14 protein-coding genes are annotated in these 17,274 nt (G+C 66.8%); 5 read left to right on the top strand and 9 right to left on the bottom strand.

The window, feature by feature from the left end:
* The first annotated feature begins 198 nt into the window (after nucleotides 1-198).
* Nucleotides 199-891, top strand: a complete 693-nt coding sequence (gene urtE, locus KYG_RS11320; RefSeq protein ID WP_008905037.1) for an urea ABC transporter ATP-binding subunit UrtE — start codon at nucleotides 199-201, stop codon at nucleotides 889-891.
* Nucleotides 892-895: 4 nt separating this feature from the next.
* Here the strand turns inward: urtE and KYG_RS11315 are convergent, their stop codons facing one another.
* A complete protein-coding gene (locus KYG_RS11315) occupies nucleotides 896-1,741 on the bottom strand; it encodes a phosphatase PAP2 family protein (protein ID WP_008905036.1) in 846 nt (281 codons plus the stop codon).
* Between the two features lie 337 nt (nucleotides 1,742-2,078).
* On the opposite strand from KYG_RS11315, the gene KYG_RS11310 reads away from it, so the two are divergent.
* The 3 genes from KYG_RS11310 (at nucleotide 2,079) to KYG_RS11300 (ending at nucleotide 5,252) form a co-directional block, all read left to right on the top strand.
* A complete protein-coding gene (locus KYG_RS11310; protein WP_034694223.1) occupies nucleotides 2,079-3,149 on the top strand; it encodes a diacylglycerol kinase family protein in 1,071 nt (356 codons plus the stop codon).
* Between the two features lie 40 nt (nucleotides 3,150-3,189).
* Nucleotides 3,190-3,981, top strand: a complete 792-nt coding sequence (locus KYG_RS11305) for a metallophosphoesterase (protein WP_034694221.1) — start codon at nucleotides 3,190-3,192, stop codon at nucleotides 3,979-3,981.
* Between the two features lie 188 nt (nucleotides 3,982-4,169).
* Nucleotides 4,170-5,252: an adenylate/guanylate cyclase domain-containing protein gene (locus tag KYG_RS11300; RefSeq protein WP_008905033.1), complete on the top strand. Its 1,083-nt coding sequence runs from the start codon at nucleotides 4,170-4,172 to the stop codon at nucleotides 5,250-5,252.
* A 21-nt stretch (nucleotides 5,253-5,273) separates the two neighbouring features.
* Here the strand turns inward: KYG_RS11300 and KYG_RS11295 are convergent, their stop codons facing one another.
* The 6 genes from KYG_RS11295 to KYG_RS11270 form a co-directional block, all read right to left on the bottom strand.
* Nucleotides 5,274-6,020, bottom strand: coding sequence for a haloacid dehalogenase type II (locus tag KYG_RS11295; RefSeq protein WP_008905032.1), 747 nt, complete (start codon nucleotides 6,018-6,020; stop codon nucleotides 5,274-5,276).
* A gap of 59 nt (nucleotides 6,021-6,079) precedes the next feature.
* Nucleotides 6,080-6,925: an urease accessory protein UreD gene (locus KYG_RS11290; RefSeq protein WP_008905031.1), complete on the bottom strand. Its 846-nt coding sequence runs from the start codon at nucleotides 6,923-6,925 to the stop codon at nucleotides 6,080-6,082.
* A 135-nt stretch (nucleotides 6,926-7,060) separates the two neighbouring features.
* On the bottom strand, nucleotides 7,061-7,828 hold the full coding sequence (locus KYG_RS11285) for an ABC transporter permease (RefSeq protein WP_008905030.1): 768 nt from the start codon (nucleotides 7,826-7,828) through the stop codon (nucleotides 7,061-7,063).
* Between the two features lie 17 nt (nucleotides 7,829-7,845).
* Nucleotides 7,846-8,670 (bottom strand): ABC transporter ATP-binding protein, encoded by an 825-nt coding sequence (locus KYG_RS11280; protein WP_008905029.1) that lies wholly within the window; start codon nucleotides 8,668-8,670, stop codon nucleotides 7,846-7,848.
* Nucleotides 8,671-8,766: 96 nt separating this feature from the next.
* Nucleotides 8,767-9,798, bottom strand: a complete 1,032-nt coding sequence (locus KYG_RS11275) for an ABC transporter substrate-binding protein (RefSeq protein WP_008905028.1) — start codon at nucleotides 9,796-9,798, stop codon at nucleotides 8,767-8,769.
* Between the two features lie 248 nt (nucleotides 9,799-10,046).
* Nucleotides 10,047-12,353, bottom strand: a complete 2,307-nt coding sequence (locus KYG_RS11270; protein WP_008905027.1) for an NADP-dependent malic enzyme — start codon at nucleotides 12,351-12,353, stop codon at nucleotides 10,047-10,049.
* Between the two features lie 367 nt (nucleotides 12,354-12,720).
* On the opposite strand from KYG_RS11270, the gene KYG_RS11265 reads away from it, so the two are divergent.
* Nucleotides 12,721-14,055 carry a glycerate kinase gene (locus KYG_RS11265; protein ID WP_008905026.1) on the top strand — a complete coding sequence of 445 codons (1,335 nt, stop codon included), beginning with the start codon at nucleotides 12,721-12,723 and terminating at the stop codon, nucleotides 14,053-14,055.
* Between the two features lie 180 nt (nucleotides 14,056-14,235).
* Here the strand turns inward: KYG_RS11265 and KYG_RS11260 are convergent, their stop codons facing one another.
* Nucleotides 14,236-15,477 carry an ArgE/DapE family deacylase gene (locus KYG_RS11260; protein ID WP_008905025.1) on the bottom strand — a complete coding sequence of 414 codons (1,242 nt, stop codon included), beginning with the start codon at nucleotides 15,475-15,477 and terminating at the stop codon, nucleotides 14,236-14,238.
* Nucleotides 15,474-17,252, bottom strand: a complete 1,779-nt coding sequence (gene uraD / locus KYG_RS11255; RefSeq protein ID WP_008905024.1) for a 2-oxo-4-hydroxy-4-carboxy-5-ureidoimidazoline decarboxylase — start codon at nucleotides 17,250-17,252, stop codon at nucleotides 15,474-15,476. Before uraD ends, KYG_RS11260 begins: the two co-directional genes overlap by 4 nt.
* Nucleotides 17,253-17,274 lie beyond the last annotated feature (22 nt).

The following is a 17,274-nucleotide window of genomic DNA, read 5'->3' as shown; positions in this document are numbered from 1 at the left end:
TGGCGAGACAAGAGAAAGTTACTGCGCCGCCGGGCGCACACCCCGGCTCCCGCCCTCAAACCAGGCATGCGGCTTATCCAGCACCCGAGCCCCGGCTTCGACAAGCTCAGCCCGAACGGTCAGTGGAAACTATCAAAAACATAGCTGCTGGCGCTTACTGAATAAGCGCTAGAGGCCAAAAACACCCAAAAAACCACCATGCTCACCGTCCAAAACATCAACCAGTACTACGGCGGCTCCCACATCCTGCGCGACGTGAGCCTCACCGCTGCCCCCGGCAAAGTCACCGTGCTGCTCGGTCGCAACGGCGTGGGCAAGACCACGCTGCTCAAAAGCCTCATGGGCCTCGTCCCCATCAAGAGCGGCACCATCACCTTCGACGGCCAGCCCATCGATCAGGCCAAGCCCTACGACCGCGCCCGCGCAGGCATCGGCTTCGTCCCCCAGGGCCGCGAGATCTTCGGCCGCCTCACCGTGGAAGAAAACCTGCGCATGGGCCTGGCCTACAAAAGCGGCTCCACGCCTGTGCCCCCGCACCTGTACGAGCTGTTTCCCGTGCTCAAGCAGATGCTCAAGCGCCGTGGAGGGGACCTGTCAGGTGGCCAACAGCAACAACTGGCCATCGCCCGTGCCCTGGCCCCCGGCCCGCGCCTGCTGATCCTCGACGAGCCCACCGAAGGCATCCAGCCCAGCATCATCAAGGACATTGGCCGTGTCATCCGCATGCTGGCCGACAAGGGTGAGATGGGCATCCTGCTGTGTGAGCAGTACTACGACTTTGCCGAGGAGCTGGCCGACGAGTACCTGGTGATGGAGCGCGGCGAAGTCATTGCGCGTGGGCCCGGCACCGAGATGCAAGCCAAGGGGATCCGCGGTCTGGTCGCCATTTGACGCATCAGGCCAGCTTCATGTGGCGACCCACAGTGCTGCGCCAGCGCGAGACGCTTTCCATGACCACCACAGTGCACACCATCCAGGTGGCGCCCAGCAGCCAACCCGCCAGCACGTCGCTGGGGTAGTGCACCTGCAGCACGACGCGGCTCCACCCGGTGGTGAAGATCAGCATGCCAGCTGCCACCACGGCGGGCAGGTGCCAGGCGCGTGGCAGGAGCCGCGTTGCAAGGTAGGCCAGCATGGCGTAGGCCACCATCGATGCACTGCTGTGCCCGCTTGGAAAGCTGTAGCCATCCGCCTGCGCGATGCCATGCAGATGTTCGGGCCGCACGCGTTCAAAGACATTTTTCAGAATCTTGGTGAGTGCGCCGTTGCCGGCCATGGCCACCAGCCAGCCCGTGGCCAGCAGTCGGCGCCGCTGCCGCCACAGGGCCCCCGCCACGGCCAGCGTTAGCGCCGTCAGCACCCAGGTGTCCCCCAGGTGGGTGAGCATGGCAAACCCCTGCAGCACGGCGGTGTCGGCCCGGTCGCGCAGGGCCATGGTCACTGCGTCGTCCAGTGCCCCCCAGGGGCCCTGGGTGCGCCCGCTTTCGGCCAGCGCTGCCATCGTTGCGCCCGCCATCACCAGGGTGCAGGCCGAGGCGCCCATGGCCACCAGCATCAGCCACCGTGCCTCCAGGCGCGGCAGCAGCCGATGCAGCGGCGGACTTGCACGCCGCAGGGCGCGCAGGCCTTGCAGTGCCACCATGCCCAGCAGGGCGAAAGCACCCATGCCAGCGAGCCACCAGCCCACAGGGTGCTGGGCCAGTACGGCGCCAAAGTCGGCGGCGGCGGTGTTCGTCGTCATCAGGCGGGTCTTTCTCTGCGGTCGGTTGGTAAACAGCAAGGGAGCCCAGGCTGCAGCCTGAGTTCCCGCATTCGGTACAGCGCAGAGCGTAGCGTCGCAGTTGTCGGCGGGTGCTGACAACGCAAAGGCGCGACTGCTGGCTGAACGCTGACGCAGCGGCCGTAACGATAGGCAGGCTGGCGTGCGTTGCCACGGCATGCGAGGGCCGAGATTCGGCCTTCATCTGCATCTGCATCTGCATCTGCTTCTGCATCTGCTTCTGCTTCTGCTTCTGCTTCTGCTTCTGCTTCTGCTTCTGCTTCTGCTTGCCAGGCCACACGCGCTTTGCCCGCTTTTTATGACCACTTCGAACCCACCGCTTTCTTCTGCCAAACCCCACGGTCCCATTCATCTGGTGGTACCCCGGCGCCCGGGTGCCGACCTGGACGCACTGCGCGCCAGGCTGGAGGGTATTGCCCCACTGCAGGACCACGACGTGGTGTGGCATGTTCCCGACCAGCGTGGCGACATCGTGCAACTGGCCCGTGATGCGGCGTATGCCGCGCGCGCCGATGGGGGGCTGCTGGTGGCCGCTGGCGGAGATGGCACCATCAATGCCGTTGCCGCCGCAGCGTTGCGCGTGGGCGTTCCCATGGGCGTGGTGCCCATGGGAACGTTCAACTATTTCAGCCGCGAGCATGGGCTGGCGCTGGAGCCTGAACAAGCCGTGCAAGAGCTTTTGCAGGCACTGCACGATGGGGATATGCGCCCGGTGCAGGTAGGGCATGTCAACAACCGGCTGTTCATGGTGAACGCCAGCGTGGGGCTGTACCCGAAGCTGCTGGCCGAGCGTGAGAAGGCCTCCCGGCGGTTTGGCCGGTCACGCCTGGTGGCTGTTGCGTCGGCCGTGTGGAGCATGTTCCGGCCGGCAGCCGGCCGCCGCTGGCGTGTGGTGATGAAAACCCACCGCGATGCCACGGCCCAACCGGAGGAGCATCTGGTGTCCACCCTTTTTGTGGGCAACAACCCGCTGCAGCTGGACCGCATGGGCCTCCCCCAGGCGCAGATGGTGGCCGATGGCGGCAAGCTGGCGGTGGTACTGCTCAAGCCGCAGGGCCGGTGGGCTGTGGCGCGCACGGTGTGGCATGCCGCCACCGGCCAGCTCGACAAGGACACTGCCGTGCTGAGCATGGCATGCGCGGAGCTGACCGTGGAGCCTGCCAGCTGGCGGCCCCCGCAGGTCAAGGTGGCGTTTGATGGAGAGCGCGAATGGATGGAGCCACCGCTGCATTTTCGCCTGAGCGACCGCCCCCTGTGGCTTGTGGCGCCCAGCCCCCTCGTGCGTGAGGATGCGCTGACGCATCTGCAGGCCAGCGAGCCGCCCACCGAGGCGCTCGCGACCGCATCGGGCGGCCTGGTGCCCGCCTGAGACGGCTCTGACCCCGTCGGTCTTGTAGCGACTGCCCGCCATGAATGTCCTGATGCACCTGTCGGACCTGCACTTCGGGGCACACGACCCGCAGGTGTGCACTGCGGCGCAGCGGCTGGCGCAGCGCCTCGGCGTGGAGATGGTGGTGGTGTCGGGCGATCTCACCCAGCGCGCCACCGCTGCGCAGTTTGAGCTGGCCGCCCGGTTTTTGCAGGGGCTGCATGCCCGGTCCACGCTGGTGCTGCCCGGCAACCACGACTTGCCACTGTTTGCCTGGTGGATGCGCTGGGGGCGTTCGTATGAGCGCTTTGCGCAGCAGTTTGGGCTGGACCAGGAGCCCGTGCGGCAGATGGGGCCCTTCTATGTGGTGGGGGTCAACACCACCAGGCCCTGGCGCCACGAACGCGGCAGCCTGTCCGCCGCGCAGATCGAGGAGGTGGCGCGAAGGCTGGCGCACGCGCCACCCGGCGCGTGGCGCATTGTGGCCAGCCACCATCCGTTGGTACCCCGCGATACGGCCGACCAGGCCCACCGCCCCCGTCGAGCCGATGTGGCGCTGCAGCGTTGGCAAGCGGCAGGGGCGCAGATGTTGCTGTCCGGCCATGTGCATGAGCCGGGCCTGGTGCAGCCTTCGCCGGGCCTGTGGGCCAGCCGCGCGGGCACCGCGGTGTCCCGGCGTGTGCGGCACGGCAGCCCCAACAGCCTGCTGGTGCTGAGCGTGGAAGCCACTGGCGCCGTGGCGAGCGGCCAGGCCCGTTTTGCCGCGCGGTGGGACTACGACCACCCCAAGGGCGAGTTTGCTTGCGTGAGCCGCACGCTGCTGGCCCCGTGACTCCGGGAAATTGGAGGCACCAAGGTGCCGCAACGGCGCAGCAGCGCGCGCAACCGGCACATCCGGGCCCCCGCGTTTCACCGGCTTGACCGGCTGCAGGCCCCCGTCTATTCTGGGTTGAACTGCCCCAACCCGCACGCCCACGGGGCTGCGCGGCACAAATGCCCCTTTTGGTTTTCACCGCTCTTATGCACAAAGAATTTCACAACGACGCCGTGCAGCGCCTGCAGGCCCTGATCGAGCGGGAGACAGGGGCGCCTCTTGGCGAAAACGCGCAGGCCGAGATGGAAACCATCCTGCGCGGCCCCGATTGGCCCCATGGCACGGCCAGCGATGGGCTGGGCGTTGCGCCGCGTGAAGTCACCATCCTGCTGGCAGACCTGCGCGGGTTCACGGCGCTGGCGGGCTCGCTGCCGGCGGCGGTGGTCATCGCAGCGCTCAATCGTTGCCTTGCCCGGCTGAGCGAGGTGGTTTTCAAGTACCAGGGCAGCATCGACAAGTTCATGGGCGACTCGATCATGGTGCTGTTCGGCGCCCCCGTGGCCCGCGACGACGATGTGGACCGTGCCCTGCTGTGCGCCGTGGAGATGCAGATGGCCATGCGCGAGCTCAACCTGGCGCACCTGCAGGAGCGGCTGCCAGAGGTGTTCCTGGGCATTGGCGTGAACACCGGCACGGTGATGGCCGGGCGTTTTGGGTCGGATGTGTATTCCGAATACACCGTGATCGGCGAGGCCGTCAACCTGGCCTCGCGCATCGAGGCGCTGAGCCTGCGCGGCCAGGTGCTCATCAGTGACTCCACCTACCAGCGCTGCTGGGGTCTGGTGTCGGCATCGGCGCCCATGCAGGTCTATGTCAAGGGCCGCACACAACCTGTCAACCTGCGCGAGCTGATCGCCATACCCTCCCACAAGCTCAAGGTGCCGCGCCAGGAGTTCCGGCGCAGCCACCGGGTGGATGCGCGCCTGCCCTGCCTGTGCCAGCGTGTGCAGGACAAGATCGTGGTGCCCCACATCGTGCATGGCGCCATCCAGGACATCGGCTATCACGGCCTGCTGGTGGAGCTGGTCGAGCCGCTGGAACCCCACAGCGAGATCAAGCTGGAGTTCGAGCTGCCGCTGGTGGACTACCGCGTGGCCGATGTGTATGCGCGAGTCATCACGCTCAAGCGCGATGGCGACGAATGGGTGGCCGGGCTGGAGTTCACCTCCATCAGCCCGGAATGCCGCGCCAAGGTGCAGATGTTCGTGCAGCTGCTGGTGGCGCGTTGAGGCAGCCGCGCGCGGAGCGCCTCAGCATCCCAGCATCTGAGCGAGCGCGTTGAGGTCTGTGGCATGCAGGTCATTGCCCGGCTGGGGCGACACATCCTTGGGCTGTGCCGCGCCAAACTCATGCGGCCGCTCAATGTACGCCGTGCGCAGACCACAGCCCCGCGCAGCAGCCAGGTCATCGTGGTGTGCGGCCACCAGCGCCACCTGGTGCGGCGCCAGGTCAAACACCCGCGCCACGCCCAGGTAGGTGTCGGGATGCGGCTTGTAGGCCTTGAACACCTCGGCGCTCAGCACGCAGTCCCAGGGCAGCCCTGCGCGTTTGGCCATGGCGGTCAGCAGACCGATGTTGCCGTTCGACAGCGTGGTGATGGTGTAGCGCTGCTTGAGCCGTGTGAGGCCCTGCACGCTGTCGGCCCAGGCATCCAGCCGGTGCCACACGCGGTTGAGCTGGCGGCGCTCGGCCTCGCCCAGGTGTGCGAGGCCAAAGCGCGGCAGGATTTCGTCCAGTATTTGCCGGTGCAGTGCATCGATCAGCGTCCAGCCCTGTTCGCCGCGCATCACGCGCGCCATGGCCGGCTGGTAGCCCGCGCGCCACGCCAGAGCGAAAGCGTCGGCATCCACCTGGGGGTACAGCGCCCGCACCTCGCGTGCGATGCTGCCGTGCCAGTCCACCACCGTGCCAAAGATGTCGAAGGCCAGCACCTGCACCTGGGCAAAGGGGTGGTCGGCGGGCAGGGCGGACGGATTGGCGGGTGTGTGCGGGTTCATGCGGCATCGTACGGGGCCGGGACCCCTCCCGCTGTCGCGTGTGCAGCAAGGACAACGCCCTACATCGCCCAGATCCTGGGCGCCTCCCCCTCCAACCCCCACAACACCTCCCGCCAAGCCACCCGCACCGCCTTGAGCAGCTTCATCGCAGGCTCCACCTGCGGCGCCAGCACGCGCACCACCACCATGCGGTCGTTGGGGCTGGTGGCGCCTGCTGTTGCCTTGACCTGGGGGTGTTGCTCCATCACAGCACGTGCGGCGTCCAGGGCCGCATCGCGGCGCGTGCGGTTGAGGGACGTGCCTGCGGCAAAGAACATGCTGGCCATGCAGCGGTGACCTGCCAGGCCCGAGGGGCTGGTCAGCAGCCGGTCATCGGCGGCGTCGATCACGCCGCGCTCCAGCCAGAGGCCCGGCACTTCCACGTGCTGGGTGAATCGGCCTTGGTCAAACGGCTGGCCCGCGTGCGGCAGGCCCAGTGCCGTCACGTCCCAGGCGATGCATTCGGCGCCGGGGGCGAGGTTCAGCGTAAGGTGGTTTTCGGCGTGGCAGGCGCTGTAGCACAGGGCTTCGAGCGGCAGCCATTCCAGCCGAGCGCCTTCAGCCAGGGTGAGGTGGCTGCGCTGCAAAGCCAGCGGGCCGGTGGAGCGGTAAAAGCGTGTGGCGCCGGGCGTGGTGACCAGGCCATGGGCGCCGGGGCCCACGGTGGTGGTGATGTCCAGCGTGTCCCCGCCCACCAGGCCGCCAGGCGGGTGCACCAGCACGTTGTGGCAGATGCCGTCGCCCTCGGGGTACAGGCTTTGCAGGATGCGCAGCGGCCCGTGGTGTGCATAGCGGGCCACGGTGCGGGAGCTGCCAGCGGGGGGCTCTGCCGTGTAGTCGAGTTGCAGGCGGGCGTGCCAGGACATGGGTGGGGGGCGGTCGATATCAGTGTGCAGGTGCCTGGGGCCTGGGGCCAGGTCATCGTGACTGCCCGGTGTGCCCGCTGCCAAGGCGGGCGCGGCACCAGGCGCGGCATCCCAAGGCGCTCAGGATGGTTGTGGTTACTCGCCCTGCGAGCCCCGGTGCGCCCACCCTGTGGTGCGCTTCTCGATGGCGCTGAACAGCTCGTACATCACCATGGCCATGGCGCCCACCACCATCAGGCCGGCAAAGGCCAGGCCCATCTGCATGGACGAACCCGCGCTGATGAGCAGGTAGCCGATGCCTTCATTTGCGGCCGTCATCTCGCTCACCGTAGTGCCCACAAAGGCCAGGGTGATGGCCACCTTGAGCGAACCGAAGAAATACGGCATGGAGCGGGGCAGGCCCACCTTGGTCAGCACGTCCCAGCGCTTGGCGCCCAGCACGCGCAGCACGTCTTCGAGCTCGGGCTCCAGCGTGGCCAGGCCCGTGGCGATGTTGACCATGATGGGGAAGAAGCTGATGAGGAAGGCCGTGAGGATGGCCGGGCCCACGCCAATGCCGAACCACACCACCAGGATGGGCACGAACGCGGCCTTGGGCAGTGCGTTGAACGCGGTCATCAGCGGGTACACGGCGGCATAGGCCAGGCGTGAGCTGCCGATGACGAAGCCCAGCAGCACACCTACCACGATGGCAATGCCAAAGCCCGCCATGGTGACCCAGTAGGTGCGCCAGGCATGGGCGGCGATCACACCACTGAACTCGACCAGCTGCGTGGCGATGACCCAGGGGCTGGGGAAGAGGTATTCAGGGACGCTGAAGGCCGAGCAGATGATCTGCCACAGCAGGATGATGGCCACCAGCAGGATCCACGGTGACCAGCGTTCTACGGTTTTCTTGTGCATGAAAAATGGAGTGGGCTCTATTGCGAAATGGGTGCACCGACTTTGCGCAGGGCGCCGATGTGGCCCCGCAGCTCGTGCACGATGTCCGTGAATTCCTTGGTGTAGGTGACTTCCAGCTCGCGCGGGTGGGCAAGCTCGATCTCCTTCTTCACCACAAAGCGGCCCGGGCTCTTGCTCATCACGTACACGGTGTTGGCCAGAAACACCGATTCGCGCAGGTCGTGCGTGACCAAGATGACGTTGAATTTCTGTTCGGCCTGCAGGTCGCGCAGGATGCACCACAGCTCTTCCCGCGTGAAGGCATCCAGCGCTCCGAAGGGCTCGTCCAGCAGCAGCATCTTGGGTTCGTGGATGAGGGCGCGGCAGATGCTGGCGCGCTGCTGCATGCCGCCCGACAGCTGCCAGGGGAACTTGTCCTCATAGCCCGCCAGCCCCACCTTTTGCAGCAGCTTGCGGGCACGGTCTTCGTATTCCTTGCGCTTTTGCTTGAAGTTGCTGCGGTAGGGCTCGACGATTTCGAGCGGCAGCAGCACGTTATCGACCGTGGTGCGCCAGGGAAGCAGCGAGGGCGCCTGGAACGCCATGCCCGAGATCTTCAGGGGCCCGGTCACCGGCTGGCCGTCGATCAGGATCTTGCCCATGGACGGCATCTTCAGGCCCGTGGCCAGCTTCATGAAGGTGGACTTGCCGCAGCCCGACGGGCCTACGATGGCAATGAACTCACCCTGGCGGATCTGCAGGTCGATCGCCTCGACAGCGAAGTGGTTCTGCGCGCGCAGCTCGTCGTTGTAGGCGAGCCAGACATCGCGGAAGTCCACAAAATAGGAATCAGCAGCCTGCATGAAGAAAATTTGACTAAAAATGGCCGCCAGCGCTTTTACGGTAAGCGCAAGCAGCTATAAAAAATATAGTAAACGTGCCGCGGCGCGCGGAGCCGTTTACTTCTTCGGCAGGATGTTCAGCTCTGCGGCGGGCGGCAGGAAGCTGCCGTTCCACACATCGTCGGCGTTCACGCGCGTCTTGGTGTTGAACGCGTCCGACACCTGCGAGGCCATCAGGGACAGGCGAGCGGGCTTGACCTGGCCAAAGCCTTCGGCGCGCGCGTCGGCACTGTTGATGACGGTGTCGATCGCCAGTTGCAGGCGGCGGGTTTCCAGCGGCACGTTGACGATGCCGTCGCGGGCCTTCACATGCTCGATGGACGCGGCCGGATTGGCCAGCACTTCCTTGGCGCCCTTGGTAAAGGCCGACAGGAAGGCCTTGATGGCGGCCGGGTTCTCCTTGATGAGCTTCGGAGACGCGATGATCACGTTGCCATACAGCTTCACCCCAAAGTCTGCATAGGGCAGCACCACCACGTCGGCCGCCTTGGCGCCGCGGGCCTCCAGGTTCAGCAGGCTGGTGAAGGTAAAGCCCGTGATGGCGTCCACGTCACCGCGCACCAGCATGGTTTCGCGCAGCGGCGGGTCCATGGCGGTCCAGGTCACGGCGCCCACGCCGTTGGCCTTCTGGAAGATGGGGAAGGCGCGGCGGCCGGCGTCAAACACGGGTGCGCCCAGCTTTTTGCCTGCCAGGTCGGCGGGCTTGGCAATGCCGCTCTTCTTGAGCGCCATCACCGAGGCAGGAGTGTTGTTGTAGACCATCATCACCGCCACGGGCTTGTTCTGCGCGTTGGGGTTGTTGGCGTGGAATTCCATCACGGCGGCCAGGTCGGCAAAGCCCATGTCATACGTGCCCGAGGCCACGCGCTGCACGGCGCCGCCCGAGCCGTTGCCGGCGTCCACCGTCACGTCCAGCCCTGCGGCCTTGAAATGGCCCTTGGCCACAGGCTGCAGAAACAGCGCTGCAGGGCCTTCAAAGCGCCAGTCGAGCTGGAACTTGATGGGCGTGGGGGTCTGCGCTTGCGCCAGCGAAAAGGTACTGGCAGCGGCCAGCAGTGCGGCGGTCTGCAGGAACGAACGTTTTTTCATGGGGGCTCCTGTCGGAAAAGGCTGGGGAAGGTGCCGTTGGCACAGCGGGGTGTCGCCATGGACTCAGCAAAATCGATGCCTGCTTTCGCGCGGACGCGGTCAGGCATGCAGCCATTGTTCCCTGAAGTGGTGCGTGCGGGCATGCAGGGTTTCCCCACATGGTGCACGCCCGGGCGGCGGTGCACCACCCGGGGGATACGGCCGGGGCGCAGGCGGGTTGGTTGCCTGCCGCGCCCCTCCCGGCGCCCTTACTTGGGGCGCGCCGCTGCGCTGGCCACGGCCAGGGCCGTCATGTTGAGCACACGGCGCACGGTAGCAGCAGGCGTCAGGATGCAGGCCGTGGCGGCGGCGCCCATGAGGATGGGCCCCACCGTGACACCGCCGCTGGTGGTCGTCTTGAGCACGTTGTAGAGGATGTTGGCGGCATCCAGGCTCGGGCAGATCAGCAGGTTGGCCGAGTCCGTCAGGGTCGAATCCGCCATGTAGGCGCTGCGGATGTTCGGCTCCAGCGCGGCATCGCCATGCAGCTCGCCATCGCACTCGATCTCGGGGTGGGCGGCCACGAACAGGTCGCGCGCCTCGCGCATCTTGCGGGCCGATGCGCGCTTGGACGAGCCATAGCTCGAATGCGACAGGAAGGCCACCTTGGGTGGGATGCCGAAGCGCTGCACCTCCTGCACCGACATCCAGGCGATGTCTGCCAGCTGCTGGGCCGTGGGGTCTTCGTTCACGTAGGTGTCGGCAATGAACAGCGTGCCCCGGTTGGTCATCAGGGCGTTCAGGGCCGCGTAGTCGCTCACGCCGCTCTGGCGGCCGATGATGCTGTGGATGCGTTCCAGGTGCGTTTCATACGTGCCCACCAGGCCGCAGATCATGGCGTCGGCATCGCCCAGCTTGACCATCAGTGAGGCAATGATGGTGTTGGAGCGGCGCACGGCGGCCTTGGCCACTTCGGCCGTTGCGCCATCGCGCTTGAGCAGCTGGTGGTAGTGCTCCCAGTACTGGCGAAAGCGTGGGTCGTCTTCGGGGTTGCAGACCTCCACGTCCTTGCCCAGCTGCATGCGCAGGCCGGCCTTGGCAATGCGGGCGGCAATCACTGCGGGGCGGCCGATCAGGATGGGCACGGCGATCTTGTCGTCGATGGCCATCTGTGCGGCGCGCAGGGCGCGCTCGTCTTCACCATCGGCATAGGCCACGCGCTTTTGCGCGTCGGGCAGGGCCTTGGCGGCCATGATGACCGGGCGCATCAGCATGCCGGTCTGATAGACAAAGCGGGACAGCGTGTCCTTGTAGGCCTCCATGTCCTCGATGGGACGCGTGGCCACGCCCGATTCCGCAGCCGCCTTGGCTACCGCAGGCGCAATCTTGAGGATCAGGCGCGAATCGAACGGCGTGGGGATGAGGTAGTCGGGGCCGAAGGTGAGTTCCTTGCCCGCATAGGCGTTGGCCACTTCCTCGCTGATGTCGGCCTTTGCCAGGTCGGCAATCTGGCGCACGCAGGCGAGCTTCATGGCCTCGGTGATCTTGGTGGCGCCGCAGTCGAGCGCGCCGCGGAAGATGTACGGGAAGCACAGGACGTTGTTCACCTGGTTCGGGTAATCCGAGCGGCCCGTGGCGATGATGCAGTCGGGGCGGATGGCCTTGGCCAGCTCGGGGCGGATTTCGGGCTCGGGGTTGGCCAGCGCCAGGATGATGGGCTTCGGCGCCATGGTTTTCACCATCTCGGCCGTGAGCACGCCGGGGGCCGAGCAGCCCAGGAACACGTCGGCGCCATTGACCGCATCGGCGAGCGTGCGGGCGTCGGTCTTTTGCGCGTAGATGGCCTTCGATTCGTCATAGCCGCCGGGGCGGCCTTCGTAGATCACGCCCTTGGAGTCGCACACGAAGATGTTCTCGCGCTTGACGCCCAGGCCCACCATCACGTTCAGGCAGGCAATGGCGGCGGCACCCGCGCCGGACACGGCCACCTTGACCTCGCCGATCTGCTTGCCCACCAGCTCCAGGCCGTTGAGCAGCGCCGCGCTGCTGATGATGGCCGTGCCGTGCTGGTCGTCATGGAACACCGGGATGTTCATGCGCTTGCTGAGTTCGCGCTCGATGTAGAAGCACTCGGGCGCCTTGATGTCTTCCAGGTTGATGCCGCCCAGCGTGGGCTCCAGTGCCGCAATGATCTCGATGAGCTTGTCGGGGTCGCGCTCGGCCAGTTCGATGTCGAACACATCGACACCGGCAAATTTCTTGAACAGGCAGCCCTTGCCTTCCATCACCGGCTTGGCGGCCAGCGGGCCGATGTCGCCCAGGCCCAGCACGGCCGTGCCGTTGGTGATCACGGCCACCAGGTTGCCGCGCGAGGTGAAATCGAACGCCTTGGAGGGATCGGCCGCGATGTCCAGACACGGATAGGCCACGCCCGGCGAATACGCCAGCGACAGGTCGCGCTGGTTGGACAAAGGCTTGGTGGGGGTGACGGCAATCTTGCCCCGGGTGGGGTTGCGGTGGTACTCGCGCGCGGCGTCGCGCAGGGCCTGCTCGGCGGCGGAAATGTTTTGGGTCATACGGAAATCCTGGAAGTCCTGGGCGGAAAGCAAAAACAAGGGTACCCGATGGCGTGGCGGGCTGGCATGCACGTTTATGCGTATGCAGCATGGGCCGCAACCCCAGGGGCCGCAATGGCACACGGGGCGTGTGGTCACGCAGGTTGTGGCCCGGGGGCGGGCCGGGTAACGGGTTCCTGGCAGCGCGCAGGCGGGACGCTCGTGGGCGTCGGCCTGGCGTGGGGCGTGGACAGCGGCGGAAGGTGTCGCGGCTGGCGCCATGGAAGCAACGTTCAGGGCCACAGCCTTGATCGAGGCCCGCAGGATACCGGATTCGGCGCCGTGCAGGAGAACGCCACGCGTCACAATCGCCACCGGAGAAACGCCCATGACCACCCCTGCACCCGATCCTGCCCGCCAGCCCGGCGAATTCCTGCAACACCTCTACCGCGTGGCCGTGCGCCGTGCGCTGCCGCTGCACAACACGGCGGCATTCCTGCCAGCGCCACCTACCCCGGATAGTGGTGGCCGCACCCTGGTGCTGGGCGCGGGGAAGGCGGGTGGCGCCATGGCGCACGCGGTGGAGGCGCTGTGGCCCGCCGATGCGCCCCTGTCGGGCCTCGTGGTCACGCGGTACCACCACACGCCGCCGCGGCCTGAAGGGCTGGTGCAGCGCATCGAGGTGGTGGAAGCGGCGCACCCCGTGCCCGACGCGGCAGGGCTTGCCGCCGCGCAGCGCATGCTGGCGCACACGCAGGGCCTGACCGAAAACGACCTGGTGCTGTGCCTGATATCGGGCGGCGGCTCGGCCCTGCTCACCTTGCCGGCCGATGGCCTCACGCTGGAGGAAAAGCAGCGCATCAACCAGGCGCTGCTGGCCAGTGGCGCCGCCATCGACGAGATGAACTGCGTGCGCAAGCACCTGTCGCGCATCAAGGGCGGGCGGCTGGCCGCGGCCTGCGCGCCGGCGCGCGTGGTCACGCTCACCATCAGCGATGTGCCGGGGGACGACCCTTCCGTGATCGCCAGCGGCCCCACGGTGCCCGACGCCACCACCTGCTCCGATGCGCTGGCGATCCTGGACCGCTATCGCATCGAGGTGCCCGCCGCGGTGCGCTCGGCGCTCGAAGCCGGCACGCTGGAAACACCCAAGCCCGGCGACGCCGTGTTCGCTGGCCACGCCGTACACCTCATCGCCACGCCCCGGCAGGCGCTGGAAGCGGCGGCCGAGGCTGCTCGCGCGGCGGGCGTGCAGGCGCACATCCTCTCCGACGCTATGGAAGGGGAATCGCGCGAGGTGGGCAAGGTGCACGCCGCGCTCGCGCGGGCCGTGGCACAGCATGGCCAGCCCTTCGCGCGGCCCTGCGTGATCCTCTCCGGTGGCGAGACCACGGTCACGGTGCGGCCGCAGCCGCCCGGTACACCCCGGGGGCGGGGCGGCCGCGCGGGCGAGTTCTGCCTGGGGCTGGCGCAGGCGCTGCAGGGGCAGCCGGGCGTGTGGGCGCTGGCGGCGGACACCGATGGCATTGACGGCGTGGAAAACAACGCCGGCGCCCGCGTGGCGCCGGACACGCTGGCGCGGGCCGAGGCGGCGGGTCTGCGCATCGCCGCCCACCTGGACCGCAACGACGCCTACGGCTTCTTTGACGCCCTGGGAGATCTGGTGGTGACGGGGCCTACCCACACCAATGTGAATGACTTCCGGGCGATCTTGGTTTTGTAGTTGTCAGCGTGTGTTTTTTGTGGGTGGCAGCAGCTATTTTTTGATGGTTTGCCTGTTTTGCGGGCGGGAGCCGGGATGTCGCCCCGGCCTCCGCCCTTCAATACATGCACGGCGAAGACTATAAAATCGATAGCGCATAACGCTTTATAGGTAAGCGCCTGAGGCGGGTTTTAACCAGATCTACGCCATCAAATCATGCAACGACCGCGCAATCACCTTGGTGGCGCGGCGCAGGTCTTCCAACTGCAGGCGCTCGTCCGCCCGCTTGGCGTGCGACTCCAGCACCGTGCGCGGCCCGGCGCCGTAGATCACGCCGGGAATCCCACGCTCCACATACAAGCGCACGTCGGTGTACAGCGGCGTGCCCACGGCGGGCACGGGCTCGCCGATCACGGCCTCGGCGTGTTTCTGGATCGCATCGACCAGCGGTGCATTGCCCGCCAGCGGCGTCATGGCGTTGGCCAGCAGCAGGCGCTTGATGTCCACGCGGATACCGGCGCGTTCGCCCGCTGCCTGCTCGATCACGCGGCGGATGTTGGCTTCGACCTCCGCCGGGTTCTCTTCGGGGATCATGCGGCGGTCGAGCTTGAACATCACCTTGCCTGGCACCACGTTGGTGTTGGTGCCGCCTTCGATGCGGCCCACGTTCAGGTAGGGGTGCTTGATGCCCGTGACGTTGGACGTGACCTTCTTGTATTCGTCGTTCTGCGCGTACAGCGCGTTCAGGATGTGTACCGCGCCCTGTAGCGCGTCCACACCCGTGTGCGGCACGGCGGCGTGTGCCATCTTGCCGTGCACGGTCACTTCCATCTGCAGGCAGCCGTTGTGGGCGGTGACCACTTCGTAGCTGAAGCCTGCGGCGATCATCAGGTCGGGCTTGGTCAGGCCTTTTTGCAGCAGCCAACCGGGGCCGAGTTCACCGCCAAATTCTTCGTCGTAGGTGAAGTGCAGTTCCACCGCGCCTTTCGTGGGCTTGGCTATGGCTTCCAGCGCACGCACGGCGAAGGTGAACGATGCAAAGTCGCCCTTGCTCACGGCGGTGGCGCGGCCGTACATGGCGCCATCCACGATCTCGGCGCCGTAGGGGTCGTGCGTCCAGCCCTCGCCGGGGGGCACCACGTCGCCGTGCGCGTTCAGCGCAATGGTCTTGCCGCCACTTCCATACGTGCGGCGCACGATGAGGTTGGTGATGGACTCCATGCCGTAGGCCTGCACCTCGGCGGCGGGCACGGCATGTTTTTCGGCTTCGTAGCCAAAGTCCTTGAGCAGCTCTGCCGTGCGTTCGGCATGGGGCGCGTTGTTGCCGGGCGGTGTGTCGGTGGGCACGCGCACCAGGGCCTGCAGAAAGCGCACTTCCTCGTCAAAGTGCTGGTCGATCCAGGCGTCGAGGGCGGCGTACGAGGGCTGTGTGGGTGCGGTCATGTTTGGTGTTCCTTGGCGAGCTGCTCCAGGACCTGGGCAAAGGCCTCGATGGTCAGCTGGATGTCGTGGTTGGTGGTGGATTCGAGCGGGTTGTGGCTGATGCCGGAGTTCTGGCCGCGCACGAACAGCATGGCCTGCGGCATGATTTCGTGCAGTTTCATCGCGTCATGCCCGGCGCCGCTGGGCATGCGGAACACGGGCAGGCCCAGCGCGTCCACGGCGCGCTCCCAGTGGTGCTGCCAGGCGGGTGCGCTGGGTGCGGCCGCTGCGCGCATGGATTCTTCCAGCGTGTAGCGTAGGCCCCTGCGCCCTGCAATGCGGGCCAGTTCGTCCAGCACGTCCGTCACCATCGCGTCGCGCTGCGCGTCCGTGGGGGCGCGCAGGTCCAGTGAAAAAAGACAGCGCCCCGGCACCACGTTGATGGAGCCGCCGGGCACGTTCAGCAGGCCAATGGTGCCCACCGAGTCGCCGTCTTGCGCTGCGCGCTTTTCGATGTACAGCGCCAGCTCGGCCACGGCCACGGCGGCGTCGCGGCGGCGGTCCATGGGGGTGGTGCCGGCGTGGCTGGCCATGCCGATCATCTCGCCCAGGTAGCGCACACCGCCGTTGATGGAGGTGACCACGCCCAGGGGCAGGTCCAGCTCGTTGAGCACGGGGCCCTGCTCGATGTGCACTTCAAGGAAGCCCAGGTACTGCGCCGGGTCGCGCTGGAGTTTTTCTATGTCGTCAATGCAAAGCCCCGCGTGCTGCATGGCACTGCGCATGGTGATGCCGTCGGCGTCCTTCTGGTCGAGCCAGGCGGGGTTGAAGTGGCCGATGAGCGCGCCCGAGCCCAGGAAGGTGGCCTTGTAGCGCTGGCCTTCTTCTTCAGCAAAGGCAATCACCTCGATGCCGAATGGCAGGCGGCGCCCGGCGCGGTGCAGCTCGCGCACGCAGGCCATGGGCACGAAGATGCCCAGCCGCCCGTCGTACTTGCCGCCGTTGCGCACGGTGTCGTAGTGGCTCCCCGTCATCAGGTAGCGTGCACCGCTGGTGGCCGGGTGGTAGCGCCCCACCACGTTGCCCACGGCGTCGATCTCCACCTCGTCAAAGCCGCAACCGTGCATCCAGTGGCTGATGCGCTGCGCACAGGCGCGGTGCGCGTCGGTGAGGTAGGTGACGGTGAGCTGGCCTTTTTCGGCAAAGCCGGGGTCAGAGTGTTCGGCCAGTTGCTCGTGCCAGTCCCACACGTCGTTGCCCAGCACCGGCTCGGCGGCAAACTTGTTGGCCAGGCGGATCTCGGCAATGCGGTGGATGTTGCGCAGCGCCTCGGCCAGCTCGAACTCGGGGTGGTTGTCCAGCCGCCGGGCAAAGGTGTCGATGATCTCGCGCTTGCTGAGGCCCGTGCCGCGCGGGCCGCGCACGGCCAGGATGAACGGGAAGCCAAAGCGCTCGTTGTACGCGGCGTTGAGCTGCTGGATGCGCTCGAACTCCTCGGGCGTGCACTGCGTGAGGCCCGCCTTGCTCTGCTCGTTGGTGGACTCGGCCGTGAGGCTTTTGGCCACCATGGCCTTGCCTGCCAGTTCGGGGTGGGCGCGGATCAGGGCCAGCTTGGCGTCCAGCTCCGCGGTGCGCACCACCTGCGCCAAGGCGTGCTTGAGGTGCGCCAGCGTTCGGAAGGGCCGCTGCGCCAGGGCCTGCTCGGCAATCCAGGGCGAGTGTTCGTACAGGCTGTCCAGCAGCGCCAGGGCCTCGGCGGCGCTGGCGGTGTTGAGTTGTTCCAGTGTGAGGGACATGGTATTTGCTTCTAAAAAGTGA

It is taken from the genome of Acidovorax sp. NO-1 (assembly GCF_000238595.1).
Taxonomy (GTDB): domain Bacteria; phylum Pseudomonadota; class Gammaproteobacteria; order Burkholderiales; family Burkholderiaceae_C; genus Acidovorax.
This window is presented reverse-complemented; position numbering and strand designations above follow the sequence as displayed.